Source organism: Pseudomonas monteilii NBRC 103158 = DSM 14164 (assembly GCF_000730605.1).
Classification (GTDB): Bacteria; Pseudomonadota; Gammaproteobacteria; order Pseudomonadales; family Pseudomonadaceae; genus Aquipseudomonas; species Aquipseudomonas monteilii.
Window position 1 is genome coordinate 63,941 of record NZ_BBIS01000037.1, and the last position, 12,698, is coordinate 76,638.

15 protein-coding genes are annotated in these 12,698 nt (G+C 61.8%); 8 read left to right on the top strand and 7 right to left on the bottom strand.

Translation table 11 applies throughout. The features are described from left to right. Position 1 precedes the first annotated feature (1 nt). The 5 genes from modB to PM2_RS19055 all read right to left on the bottom strand — a co-directional run bounded on the left by modB (position 2) and on the right by PM2_RS19055 (position 3,140). Positions 2-682, bottom strand: coding sequence for a molybdate ABC transporter permease subunit (modB, locus tag PM2_RS19040; RefSeq protein ID WP_016711422.1), 681 nt, complete (start codon positions 680-682; stop codon positions 2-4). Next, positions 682-1,440 carry a molybdate ABC transporter substrate-binding protein gene (gene modA / locus PM2_RS19045; protein ID WP_016711421.1) on the bottom strand — a complete coding sequence of 253 codons (759 nt, stop codon included), beginning with the start codon at positions 1,438-1,440 and terminating at the stop codon, positions 682-684. Before modA ends, modB begins: the two co-directional genes overlap by 1 nt. 91 nt (positions 1,441-1,531) lie before the next feature. Beyond that, positions 1,532-2,608, bottom strand: a complete 1,077-nt coding sequence (locus tag PM2_RS19050; protein ID WP_028699461.1) for an NAD(P)H-dependent flavin oxidoreductase — start codon at positions 2,606-2,608, stop codon at positions 1,532-1,534. A gap of 51 nt (positions 2,609-2,659) precedes the next feature. After that, a complete protein-coding gene (locus PM2_RS31210; protein WP_012051910.1) occupies positions 2,660-2,830 on the bottom strand; it encodes a hypothetical protein in 171 nt (56 codons plus the stop codon). 7 nt (positions 2,831-2,837) lie between these two features. After that, entirely contained in the window at positions 2,838-3,140 is a 303-nt protein-coding gene (locus tag PM2_RS19055; protein ID WP_003250918.1) for a DUF1883 domain-containing protein, read from the bottom strand. A gap of 159 nt (positions 3,141-3,299) precedes the next feature. On the opposite strand from PM2_RS19055, the gene PM2_RS19060 reads away from it, so the two are divergent. The 8 genes from PM2_RS19060 (at position 3,300) to PM2_RS19095 (ending at position 10,657) form a co-directional block, all read left to right on the top strand. Continuing rightward, entirely contained in the window at positions 3,300-3,659 is a 360-nt protein-coding gene (locus PM2_RS19060) for a hypothetical protein (RefSeq protein WP_016711419.1), read from the top strand. Positions 3,660-3,736: 77 nt separating this feature from the next. Then, positions 3,737-4,387 (top strand): c-type cytochrome, encoded by a 651-nt coding sequence (locus PM2_RS19065; RefSeq protein ID WP_016711418.1) that lies wholly within the window; start codon positions 3,737-3,739, stop codon positions 4,385-4,387. Next, entirely contained in the window at positions 4,384-5,298 is a 915-nt protein-coding gene (locus PM2_RS19070; protein ID WP_016711417.1) for a c-type cytochrome, read from the top strand. The genes PM2_RS19065 and PM2_RS19070 overlap by 4 nt, the downstream gene beginning before the upstream one ends. A gap of 250 nt (positions 5,299-5,548) precedes the next feature. After that, positions 5,549-6,388 (top strand): UTP--glucose-1-phosphate uridylyltransferase GalU, encoded by an 840-nt coding sequence (gene galU / locus PM2_RS19075; protein WP_016711416.1) that lies wholly within the window; start codon positions 5,549-5,551, stop codon positions 6,386-6,388. A gap of 97 nt (positions 6,389-6,485) precedes the next feature. Beyond that, the gene (gene gorA / locus PM2_RS19080) at positions 6,486-7,841 is read left to right on the top strand and encodes a glutathione-disulfide reductase (RefSeq protein WP_028699460.1); all 1,356 of its coding nucleotides are present in this window, start codon (positions 6,486-6,488) and stop codon (positions 7,839-7,841) included. Positions 7,842-8,047: 206 nt separating this feature from the next. Then, positions 8,048-8,611 (top strand): alkyl hydroperoxide reductase subunit C, encoded by a 564-nt coding sequence (gene ahpC, locus PM2_RS19085; protein WP_003250537.1) that lies wholly within the window; start codon positions 8,048-8,050, stop codon positions 8,609-8,611. Between the two features lie 126 nt (positions 8,612-8,737). Then, positions 8,738-10,300 (top strand): alkyl hydroperoxide reductase subunit F, encoded by a 1,563-nt coding sequence (ahpF, locus tag PM2_RS19090; RefSeq protein ID WP_016711414.1) that lies wholly within the window; start codon positions 8,738-8,740, stop codon positions 10,298-10,300. 168 nt (positions 10,301-10,468) lie between these two features. Beyond that, the gene (locus tag PM2_RS19095) at positions 10,469-10,657 is read left to right on the top strand and encodes a hypothetical protein (RefSeq protein WP_016711413.1); all 189 of its coding nucleotides are present in this window, start codon (positions 10,469-10,471) and stop codon (positions 10,655-10,657) included. A gap of 4 nt (positions 10,658-10,661) precedes the next feature. Here the strand turns inward: PM2_RS19095 and PM2_RS19100 are convergent, their stop codons facing one another. Together PM2_RS19100 and sstT are read right to left on the bottom strand one after the other, a co-directional pair. Then, complete coding sequence (locus PM2_RS19100; protein WP_016711412.1) at positions 10,662-11,309, bottom strand: YceH family protein; 648 nt, start codon at positions 11,307-11,309, stop codon at positions 10,662-10,664. A gap of 89 nt (positions 11,310-11,398) precedes the next feature. Continuing rightward, positions 11,399-12,610: a serine/threonine transporter SstT gene (gene sstT, locus PM2_RS19105; protein ID WP_028699459.1), complete on the bottom strand. Its 1,212-nt coding sequence runs from the start codon at positions 12,608-12,610 to the stop codon at positions 11,399-11,401. Between the last annotated feature and the right edge of the window lie 88 nt (positions 12,611-12,698).

The following is a 12,698-nucleotide window of genomic DNA, read 5'->3' on the forward strand; positions in this document are numbered from 1 at the left end:
ATCAGCTCCAGCCAGCTTTGCCACGGCGCCCGGCGTACAACAGGAGCAGCACCAGGAAAGAGAACACCAGCATGGCACCGGCCAGCCAGTGGGCTTGTGAATACTCCATGGCCTCGACGTGATCGAAGATCTGCACCGAAACCACGCGGGTCTTGTCGGGGATGTTGCCGCCAATCATCAGCACCACGCCAAACTCGCCGATGGTGTGGGCAAAGCCAAGAATGCTGGCGGTGACGAAGCCGGGACGGGCCAGTGGCAGCACCACATGCACGAAAGTGTCCCACGGGCTGGCGCGCAGGGTGGCAGCGACTTCCAGTGGGCGCTGGCCGATCGCACCAAAGGCATTTTGCAACGGCTGCACCACGAACGGCATGGAATACACCGTTGAACCGATCACCAGGCCCGTAAAGCTGAACACCACGCTGCCCAGGCCAAGCGCCTGGGTAGCCTGACCGAGCCAGCCGTGCGGGCCGAGGGCGATCAGCAGGTAAAAGCCGATCACCGTCGGTGGCAGCACCAGTGGCAGAGCAACCACCGCACCCACCGGCCCGCGCAGCCATGAGCGCGTGCGCGCCAGCCACCAGGCGATGGGGGTGCCGATAACCAGCAGGATCAGGGTGGTCAGGCTGGCCAGTTTAACAGTCAGCCAGATTGCCCCCAGGTCACTGGCATCCAGTGGCATCAGCGTTCATAGCCGTAGGACTTGATTACCGCTGCGGCTTTTGGGCCTTTCAGGTATTCGGCCAGCGCCTTGGCGGCGGCGTTGTCCTTGCCTTTGTTGAGGATTACGGCGTCCTGGCGGATCGGGTCGTGCAGGCTGGCTGGTACGATCCAGGCCGAGCCACTGGTCACCTTGCCGTCCTTGTAGATCTGCGACAGGGCGACGAAGCCCAGTTCGGCATTGCCGGTGGAGACGAACTGGAAGGCCTGGGTGATGTTCTGGCCTTCGACGATCTTGCCTTTGGTGGCTTCGGTGAGCTTCAGCTTGTCCAGCACCTGGGTGGCGGCCAGGCCGTAGGGTGCCGCTTTCGGGTTGGCGATCGACAGGTGTTGGTAGGTGTTTTTCTTCAGTACTTCACCCTTGGCATCTACGTAGCCTTCTTTGGCCGACCACAGGGCGAGGGTGCCGATGGCGTAGGTAAAGCGCGAACCGGGGACGATCTCCTTTTCGTCTTCAAGCTTCTTCGGGGTGGTGTCGTCAGCGGCGAGGAACACTTCGAACGGTGCGCCGTTCTTGATCTGGGCATAGAACTGCCCGGTGGCGCCGTAGGCCGCGACCAGCTTGTGACCGGTGTCTTTCTCGAAGTCCTTGGCAATGGCCTGGATAGGGGCTGTGAAGTTGGCTGCGACCGCGACCTGAACCTCATCGGCCCAGGCAGTGTTGAAGGCGAGCAGGCTGGCCAGGGCGGTGAAGGCCAGGAGGGACGGGCGGATACGCATGAAAACAGCTCCTTGGGGTTATCGTTATATCCTGAACTATATAGCGATAGGCCATTTGCGGGGAAGAGGGTCAGCCTGTTGAAGAAGAAGCCTAACGATAAACAACGGCCAGCGCCTTTTCGGCAATCGCCCGGGTCAAATCCCCGGCCGGCATGTGCCGCCCCAGCCGCAGCGCCTGCCCCGACCACAAGTTGCTGAAATCACTATTGCCCTGCGGCTCGGTAATCGCCCGCAATGGCATCAATGCCCCACCCGCCAGCGGGAAGCGCGGTGCAAGCGCGCTCATCGGCCCCAGCTCACGCATGATGCGGTTGTTGATGCCACGCGCCGGGCGCCCGGTAAACAGGTTGGTCAACGCGGTCTCGCTGGCGGGGGCACTGTCCAGGGCCTTGCGATGAGCCGGCGAAACCTTGGCCTCGGGGCAGAACAGGTAAGCGGTTCCGATCTGGACAGCCGAAGCGCCCAACGCCAGTGCCGCCACCAGGCCGCGGTGGTCACCGATACCGCCAGCGGCGATGACCGGCACACTGACCGCATCCACTACCTGCGGCACCAGGGCGAAGGTGCCGATCTGGCTGGTGATGTCATCGCTAAGGAACATGCCGCGGTGGCCACCGGCTTCGTACCCCATGGCAATGATCGCGTCACAACCGTGGCGTTCCAGCCAAACCGCTTCTTCCACCGTGGTGGCGCTGGACAGCACCTTGGCACCACTGGCCTTCACCCGTTGCAACAGTTCAGCCTGCGGCAGGCCGAAGTGAAAGCTGACCACTTCCGGGCGCAGTTGCTCGACCAGCTGGCAGCTTTGCTCATCGAACGGCGCACGGTTGGACACCGGCGTGGGTGCCGAAAAGTCGGCCCCCGTTTCACTGTAATAAGGTGCCAGGGCCTGCTTCCAGCGTACATCGCGCGCGCTGTCGGGCGCGGGTGGCTGGTGGCAGAAAAAGTTCAGGTTCAGCGGGCGGCCCGGGCAACCGGCGCGGAATGCGGCGATTTCCGCGCGTATCTGTTCGCCGGTAAGCATGGCGCAGGGCAGGGCGCCCAGCCCGCCTGCCAGGCCCACGGCAATGGCCATGGGCGAGCCTGTCGCGCCGGCCATGGGGGCCTGGAGAATGGGCAGCTCGATGCCCAGCAGGTCGAGGATTCGGCGGTCGGGCCAGTGGCTCATGCGGTTCTCCATGTGCGGGGCGGGCGGCGCTACAGGGGCTTGAAGCGGGTTTTACAAGGCCTTGCTGACCTGGATGTCGCTGATCTTCTCGGCGTCTTCGCCGTGGATCTTGCGCAGGGCTTCCAAGGCTTGCTCCTGAGAGGCATCTGGCATGAGTGCGAAGTCCCAGCGGCGCTGGCCGTCGAGCTTGTATTTGATGACGTACTTGATGGTCTGGGTCATGGGGGCCTTACCTGAGTTTCGACGACGAACGACGGATGATCTTGATCTTGTGGGTCAGGGTCGGCTTGCGGGTGACCGAGATCGGGCGGGTTGTGACAGTATCGATGGTGATGTTCCAGAAGCCCGTGCTGGGTACGGTGATTTTCGCCGGGAACTTCTCGAAATGGCCGCCGTGGTAAGTGTGACGGCCGCCATTCTTGAAGCTGCGGAAGTTGGCGTCGTTCATCAGGCGGATATTGCAGCGCTGGGAGCACTCGATGACGACGATGTCGTCCTCGTTCAGGTGCTCGCGCTGGTGTACGAATTTCATGTGATGCTCCGCAAGGTTTGGATCTGCAAAGGCAAAAGATACCACGATGTGCCGTTACACTGCCGCGCTGTTCACCCGGCGCAGATAATTCTGCCAAAGCAGGGAGCAAAACCGCCCGGCTGTGGTCGAACCGAACTCTTGAAGGCAGAGGTGTTGCAAATGAAGTGGATGGTGGCCGCGTTAGCGGTGACGCTCGGTGGCTGCGTGAGCGTTACGGAGCTGGAGCAATCACGCGAAACGCTGGATGTGATTTCTGGCAAGAGTCCGCGTGAATATGCCGACTGCGTCAAGCAGAAGCTGGCCGATACCCGCGACCCGCTGACTGAAGAGCAGCGCGGTGACGGCCTGCGGCTGATCGTGCCGCAAAAGCTCACGTCGGGTGCCGGGCCGGCAGCGCTTGTGGATATCGACAAGCGTGGCAGCGGTAGCAGTATCAAGCTGCACGAACGGCTGAACAACTTCCCCCTGCGCCTGGGCGATGTGCGCACCGCAGCCACCCAGTGCATCTCCGGACATTGATCTGAGGCAACGGACCTTCCGTTCTTTGCTTATATGTTTTAGGCCTAAACATATAACAAAAGAAAAGGAGTTTCGTGATGACACCGTTAAGACGCGTCGTGATCGGCAGCCTGCTGATCCTGGCCTGGCCGATGGCGCATGCCGCCGATGGCCAGAAAATCTTCACCCAGGGTGGGGCCAACCCCGCCGCCATGGCCTGCCTCGGCTGCCATGGCCCGGACGGCAAGGGTATTGCTGCTGCCGGCTTTCCTCGTTTGGCGGGGCTACCGGCCGGTTACCTCAGCAAGCAATTGCATGACTGGCGCAACGGCAGCCGCAAGCAGCCGGTGATGGAGCCGTTGGCCAAGGCCCTGAGCGACGATGAAATCAAGGCGGTCAGCCTGTACCTGGCCAGCCTGCCGGCAGACCCCGTTGGCGACCTGCGCCGCCAGCAGATTGCCGATGACCCTACCACTCGCATGGCCCTCTACGGCGACTGGAGCCGGCAGATTCCCGGCTGCGTGCAGTGTCACGGCCCCGGTGGTGGTGGGGTTGGCGAGCACTTCCCGCCCTTGGCCGGCCAGCCCGCCAGTTACCTGGTGGCGCAGCTCAATGCCTGGCGCGACGGTAGCCGCAGCAATGACCCCAACCAGCTGATGGTCGGCGTGGCCAAGGCCATGACCGATGACGAGATCAAGGCCGTTGCCGAGTTCTTCGCCCACCCCGTCAGCCAGGAGGTCAAGCCATGAAACCGATGATTCCAGCCTTGTTGCTGCTGGCCATGGGCAGCGCCCAAGCCGCGCCGATCGCCATGGAAGACCAGTCGCAGTTGAAGGTGCCCGATGTGCAGGTCGCGCCGCAGTTCATGCCGCCCGCCGAAAGCGAGTTGCCGGACAATGCCTTTGGCAAGATGGTGCGTGAAGGCCATGCCTTGTTCGTGGACACCCGTCGTTTGATGCCAGAGGCCGTGGGCAACGGCATGAACTGCAGCAACTGCCACCTTGATCAGGGGCGGTTAGCCCATTCGGCACCGTTGTGGGGCGCGTACCCGATGTACCCCGCGTACCGCAAGAAGAATGACAAGGTGAACACCTACGCCGAGCGTATTCAGGGGTGTTTCCAGTTCAGCATGAATGGCAAGCCGCCTGCTGCCGACAGCCCGCAGATGACGGCGCTGGCCGTGTACTCATACTGGCTTTCGACCAAGGCACCCATCGGCGTGGAGATTGCCGGGCGTGGTTACCCTGAGGTGCCGCAACCCAAGAGTGGCTACGACTTCAAGCGTGGCCAGCAGGTGTACCGCGAGCAATGCGCGATTTGCCACGGTGACAGCGGCGAAGGGCAGAAGGTGGCGGGCGAATACGTGATGCCACCGCTGTGGGGCAAGGATTCCTACAACTGGGGCGCCGGCATGCACCGTATCAATACGGCGGCGTCGTTCATCAAGTACAACATGCCGCTGGGCAAACCGGGCAGCCTCAGTGACCAGCAGGCCTGGGACGTGGCGGCGTGGATCAACCGTCATGAGCGGCCTCAGGACCCACGTCTGGTGGAGGGCTCCATCGAGAAGACGCGGGTGAAATTTCATGCCAATGATGGCGTGAATCTGTATGGGCAGAAGGTTGACGGGGTGCTGGTCGGGCAGGGCACGGGTAGTTGATGGGGGCCTGTGGCGGCCTCTTCGCGGCGGTTCGATGCCTCGATAAACCCGCGAAAAGGCCGGTACAGGCAACATTATTTTGCTTCATCCATCCGTCATGTATGACCGTAATATTTACGATCCGCCGGAACTATCTACACTGGGATATCTCTATGATGGCATCGGTCGATACCAGGGGGCATTGTAAGGTGACTGCCGCCTGATTAGACTGCGCCGAATTCCACAGGCCTAGCCTTTTGTAAGGACGTTTATGATCAAGAAATGCTTGTTCCCGGCAGCCGGCTACGGTACTCGCTTCCTGCCCGCTACCAAAGCCATGCCCAAGGAAATGCTGCCGGTGGTCAACAAGCCACTGATCCAGTATGGCGTTGAAGAAGCATTGGATGCTGGTCTGAATGAGATTTCCATCGTTACCGGTCGCGGCAAACGCGCGCTGGAAGATCACTTCGACATCAGCTACGAGCTGGAAAACCAGATCAAGGGCACCGACAAGGAAAAATACCTGGTCGGTATCCGTCGCCTGCTCGACGAGTGCTCGTTCTCCTACACCCGCCAGACCGAAATGAAAGGCCTGGGCCACGCCATCCTGACCGGTCGCCCGCTGATCGGCGACGAGCCGTTCGCCGTGGTGCTGGCGGATGACCTGTGCGTCAACCTCGAAGGTGAAGGCGTGCTGGCGCAAATGGTTGCGCTGTACAAGAAGTATCGCTGCTCGATTGTCGCCATCCAGGAAGTCGATCCGCAGGAAACCAACAAGTACGGCGTCATCGCCGGTGAAGAGATCAAGGACGGCATCTTCCGTGTCGACGCCATGGTCGAGAAGCCGAAGCCTGAAGATGCCCCATCGAACCTGGCGATCATCGGCCGTTACATCCTGACCCCGGACATCTTCGAGAAGATCGAACAGACCGAACCTGGCAAAGGCGGCGAGATCCAGATCACCGATGCCCTGATGAAGCAAGCGGCCGAAGGCAACGTGATCGCCTACAAGTTCAAGGGCAAGCGTTTCGACTGCGGTGGTGCCGAGGGCTACATCGAGGCGACCAACTTCTGCTTCGAGAACTTCTACAAGGCTGGCAAGGCTTACTGATAAGCCCTGCTGGTACAAGAGCCACCCTTCGGGGTGGCTTTTTTGTTTGCGGCGGCCAACGGCGTTATGCTGGGCGCCTGCCTAGGAGACTGAATACATGGCCTACGATTTTGATCTGTTTGTGATTGGCGCCGGTTCTGGCGGTGTGCGCGCGGCGCGCTTTGCCGCCGGCTTTGGCGCAAAGGTGGCTGTGGCCGAAAGCCGCTACCTGGGCGGTACCTGCGTCAACGTTGGCTGTGTACCGAAAAAGTTACTGGTGTACGGCGCCCATGTCGCTGACGAACTCGAGCAGGCCGCAGGGTTTGGCTGGACCTTGGAAGAGGGGCATTTCGACTGGGGCACCCTGATTGCCAACAAAAATCGCGAGATCGAGCGCCTCAACGGCATCTACCGCAACCTGTTGGTCAATAGCGGTGTGACCCTGCTGCAGGGCCATGCGCGGCTGACCGGCGCCAATGAAGTGGAAGTCGAAGGCCGGCGCTACACGGCCGAGCATATCCTGATCGCCACCGGTGGCTGGCCACAGGTACCGGACATCACGGGTAAGGAGCTGGCTATCACCTCCAACGAAGCCTTCTACCTCAAGGACCTGCCACGACGGGTGTTGGTAGTGGGGGGCGGTTACATCGCCGTCGAGTTCGCCGGTATCTTCCAGGGCCTGGGGGCCGATACCACGCTGCTCTATCGAGGCGACCTGTTCCTGCGCGGCTTCGATGGCTCGGTGCGCACGCACTTGAAGGAAGAGCTGGAAAAGCGCGGCCTGAACTTGCAGTTCAACGCCGACATCCAGCGCATCGACAAGCTGGAAGATGGCAGCCTCAAGGCCACGTTGAAAGACGGCTGCGAGTTGGTCGCAGATTGTGTGTTCTACGCAACAGGCCGGCGCCCGATGCTGGACAACCTGGGCCTGGAGAACACTGGCGTAGAGCTTGATGCGCGCGGCTACATCCGCGTTGACGCGCAATACCAGACCACCGCGCCGTCGATCCTGGCGATTGGCGACGTGATCGGCCGTGTGCAACTGACGCCGGTGGCCCTGGCCGAAGGCATGGCCGTGGCGCGGCGCCTGTTCAAGCCTGAGCAATACCGCCCGGTGGACTACCAGAACATCCCCACCGCCGTGTTCAGCCAGCCACCGATTGGCACGGTTGGCCTGACCGAGGAGCAGGCGCTGGAGGCCGGGCATAAGGTGCAGGTCTTCGAAAGCCGCTTCCGCGCCATGAAGCTGACACTCACCGATATTCAGGAAAAGACCCTGATGAAGCTGGTGGTCGATGCCGACACCGACAAGGTGCTGGGCTGTCACATGGTGGGCCCTGACGCTGGCGAGATCATCCAGGGCCTGGGCATCGCCCTGAAGGCCGGCGCGACCAAGCAACAGTTCGACGAGACCATCGGCGTGCACCCGACGGCGGCTGAAGAGTTCGTGACCATGCGCACCGTTACCCGCTGATGCTAACGGCCTCATTGCTGGCTTGCCGGCAATGAGGCCCAAGCGCGGCCCGCAATCCTTTGCTCAGCCGATTCCCTTCTATTAATAGACCTCGGTTATAGCCAAAACCAATCGCAAGCATGAGCTTTGCCAATGAGCCTTCAGCGGGATGATTAGTTAGGATTCTATCCATCAACTGATTCCAACCCCATGAAGGAGCGTCTCTCATGCCAATCATCAACAGCCAGGTCAAACCGTTCAACGCCACTGCCTACCACAAAGGCGAGTTCGTTCAGGTCAGCGAAGCCGACCTGAAAGGCAAGTGGTCTGTCGTGTTCTTCTACCCGGCCGACTTCACCTTCGTATGCCCGACCGAGCTGGGTGACCTTGCTGACAACTACGCCGAGTTCCAGAAGCTGGGCGTGGAAATCTACGGTGTGTCCACCGACACCCACTTCACCCACAAAGCCTGGCACGACACCTCGGACACCATCGGCAAGATCGAATACCCGCTGATCGGTGACCCGACCCACGTCATCTCGCGCAACTTCGACGTGCTGATCGAAGAAGCTGGCTTGGCCGATCGCGGTACCTTCGTGATCAACCCGGAAGGCCAGATCAAGATCGTCGAACTGAACGACGGTGGTGTAGGCCGCGATGCTGCCGAACTGCTGCGTAAAGTGAAGGCTGCCCAGTACGTTGCCGCCCACCCAGGCGAAGTGTGCCCAGCCAAGTGGAAAGAAGGCGAAGCCACCCTGGCACCGTCGCTGGACCTGGTCGGCAAGATCTAAGGCCATGTGCATGTCGTGGGCGGTAGCCAGCCGCCAAAGCTGAAGTAGTCACCGCCCCGTAAAAGCGCCCGGGCGACCTCGCCTGGGCGTTTTTGTATCCGAGTTTTGAAAAAAGGAATCGCCCGTATGTTGGACGCCACGCTTAAATCGCAACTGAAAACCTACCTGGAGCGGGTCACCCAGCCGATCGAGATCGTTGCCTCCCTCGACGACGGCGCGAAGTCCCGCGAATTGCATGACCTGCTGGTGGATATTGCCAGCCTGTCAACCTTGATTACTCTGCGCGCGGATGGTGATGACGCCCGTCGTCCATCGTTCTCGCTCAATCGCCCCAATGGCGAGATCAGCCTGCGCTTTGCCGGCATCCCCATGGGCCATGAATTCACCTCGCTGGTGCTGGCGCTGCTGCAAGTCGGCGGCCACCCGTCCAAGGCGAGTGCCGAAGTGATCGAGCAGATCCAGGCGCTGGAAGGCGAGTTCACCTTCGAAACCTACTTCTCGCTGTCGTGCCAGAACTGCCCGGATGTGGTTCAGGCGCTTAACCTGATGGCGGTGCTCAACCCCAATGTGCGCCATGTGGCCATCGACGGTGCGCTGTTCCAGGCAGAAGTGGAAGCGCGCAAGATCATGGCGGTGCCGAGCATCTACCTGAACGGTGAAGTGTTTGGCCAGGGCCGTATGGGCCTGGAAGAAATCCTCGGCAAGATCGACACCAGCGCCGGTGCTCGCCAGGCCGAGAAGATCAACGCCAAGGACGCCTTTGATGTGCTGGTGGTCGGCGGTGGGCCAGCCGGCGCGGCAGCGGCTATTTACGCCGCACGTAAAGGCATCCGCACCGGCGTCGCCGCCGAGCGTTTTGGCGGCCAGGTGCTCGATACCCTGGCCATCGAGAACTTCATCTCGGTGCAGGAAACCGAAGGGCCGAAGTTGGCCACGGCGCTGGAAGAGCACGTCAAGCAGTACGACGTGGACATCATGAACCTGCAGCGCGGCGAAGCACTGATTCCGGCCACCGATGGTGGCCTGCATGAAGTACGCCTGGCCGGCGGCGCCTCGCTCAAGGCCAAGACCGTGATCCTGGCCACCGGCGCCCGCTGGCGCGAAATGAATGTGCCGGGCGAGCAGGAGTACCGCGCCCGTGGTGTCGCCTACTGCCCGCACTGTGATGGCCCGCTGTTCAAGGGCAAGCGCGTAGCGGTGATCGGTGGTGGCAACTCGGGCGTGGAAGCGGCCATCGACCTGGCCGGTATCGTCGCCCAGGTGACGCTGATCGAGTTCGACAGCCAACTGCGGGCCGATGCGGTGTTGCAGCGCAAACTGCACAGCTTGCCGAACGTGAAAGTGATCACCAGCGCGCTGACCACCGAAGTGTTGGGCAATGGTGAGAAAGTGACGGGGCTGCGTTACCAGGACCGCACGACGCAAGCGCAACACGAAGTGGCGCTGGAAGGTATCTTCGTGCAAATCGGCCTGCTGCCGAACACCGACTGGCTGAAAGGCACCGTCGAGCTGTCATCGCGTGGTGAGATCATCGTCGATGCCAAGGGTCAGACCAGCATCCCGGGTGTGTTTGCGGCCGGTGACGTAACGACCGTGCCGTACAAGCAGATCGTGATTGCGGTGGGCGAGGGGGCCAAGGCCTCGCTGGCAGCCTTCGACCACCTGATCCGGACCTCGGCGCCGGCGTAAGCCCGTACCGGCCCTTCGCGGGTAAACCCGCTCCTACACAGGCCTCCACCGCCTTTGAATAAGGTGGAGGCCTGTGTAGGAGCGGTTTTACCCGCGAATGCGTCAGAACAGACAGAGCTTAATCTGAGGGTGTCTATGATTACAGCATCCCCCTCAGGAATCACATCCATGACCCTGATCAGCCGCGAACCCTGGTGGTTAGTCCCTCCAAAGCCCGGGCAAAAAGAGCAGGACCTGCACTGGGGTTACCTGGAAATCTATGCCGACGGCCACACCGTGTTCGTCGACCAGCGCCCCAGTGACCGGGAGCTGGCCGAGCGCAAGAGCTGCCGCAACTTCCCCGACCCGGAGCCGTGACGGCTCAGCCTTCGAGCTCGGCCAGGCGTGCCTCCAGCGCCGCGATGCGGGCTTCCAGGGCTTCGATCCGTTCCTCCGACACACTGGCGCCACTGCTGCGCGCGCCACCTTCCTGCTGGCGTGCAGCGAGGATTGCCTCGATTTCCGCCGGGTCGCCCAACGCATGGGTGTAGCGGTCTTCACGCTGGCCGGCCTGGCGCGGCAGGTGCAAGGCCAGATCCCGCGATATCAGGCGATCCAGCTGGTGCTGGATCTGCTCGGTGTCGTCGAAGTCGTGCAGGCGGTTACTGCGGGTCAGCAGTTCGTTGAGGGTTTGCGGGCCGCGCAGGAACATCAGGCCCATCAGCACCAGTTGGGCCGGTACCAGCTCCAGGGCCTTGTCTACCCGCTGTTCCCAGCGATCGGCACGGCTGCCCATCTGCAGGCGGGTCATGCCTTGCCCTTCGAGGGCACGCAGGGCCTGGCCGACCTGGCCTTGGGTAAGGTTCATCACCGGCTCGCGGCTGGTCTTCTGGTTACAGGCCAGGACCAGGGCATTGAGGGTCAGCGGGTAGCTTTCCGGGCTGGTGGCCTGCTTTTCGATCAGCGAGCCGAGAACGCGGATCTCGATGCTGTTGAAGCGGCCTTCACCTGCGGTTTCGTGTTCTGACATGGCCCTGTCTCAATGGCTGGGGAAAGGCCACTAGGGTAGGTAAAGCCACCGCGTAAGGCAATTGGGGCCGCGATGCGGCCCCGACAATCTCAAGCGTTGCGTCGTTCTTCGGCTTGGCACGCCGCTGCCGTGAACAGCACATCGGTCGAAGAATTCAGCGCCGTTTCGGCCGAATCCTGCAGCACGCCGATAATGAAGCCTACCGCCACCACCGGCATGGCAATTTCACTGGGGATGCCAAACAGGCTGCACGCCAGTGGAATCAACAGCAGCGAGCCCCCGGCCACGCCCGAGGCACCGCAGGCGCAAACGGCTGCCACCACGCTGAGCAGTACGGCAGTTGGCAGGTCCACGGGAATGCCCAAGGTATGCACCGCCGCCAGCGTCAGCACGGTAATGGTGATGGCCGCACCGGCCATGTTGATGGTGGCACCCAGCGGGATAGACACCGAGTAGGTGTCTTCGTGCAGGCCAAGGCGCTCCGAAAGAGCAAGGTTGACCGGGATGTTGGCCGCCGAGCTGCGGGTGAAGAACGCGGTAATGCCGCTTTCGCGCAGGCACAGCAGGGTGAGTGGGTAGGGGTTGCGGCGGATTTTCCAGAACACGATCAGCGGGTTCATGATCAGCGCCACGAACAGCATGCAGCCAATCAGCACCGCAAGCAGGTGCAGGTAGCCGAACAGGGCGTCCAGGCCAGATTGCGCCAGGGTGGAACTGACCAGGCCGAAAATGCCCAGCGGGGCGAAACGGATGACAACCCGCACGATCAGCGTGACGCCGTTGGACAGGTCTTCGACCACGGTGCGGGTGGTTTCACCGGCATGACGCAGGGCCACGCCAAGGCCGATGGCCCAGGTGAGTATGCCGATGAAGTTGGCGTTGAGCAGGGCGTTGACCGGGTTGTCGACCGCGCTCAACAGCAAGTTTTGCATCACTTCAGCGATACCGCCCGGTGCGCTCAACGTGGCCTCGCCAGTACTGAGCGCCAGGTGGGACGGGAACAGCATGCTGGCGACCACGGCTACCACTGCCGCGGCGAAGGTGCCCAGCAGGTACAGCCAGAGGATCGGGCGGATATGGGTTTCCTGGCCGTGGCGATGGTTGGCGATCGAGGCCATGACGAGGATGAACACCAGTACGGGCGCCACCGCCTTCAATGCGCTGACGAACACCTTGCCGAGGAAGGCCAGGTCGCGGGCAACGGCGGGCGCCAGAAGGGCCAAGGCAATACCGGCAAGCAGGCCAATGACGATCTGCGTCACCAGGCTGGTTCGGTTGAGTAGGCGAAGTACAGGGGACATGTGCAGCACAATCTCATTATTGTGAAAGGGCGCGACTTTAGCACAGAGCGTGGCGGCGCAGCCTCGGCTGTGTCGTCGCAGGGGCCAA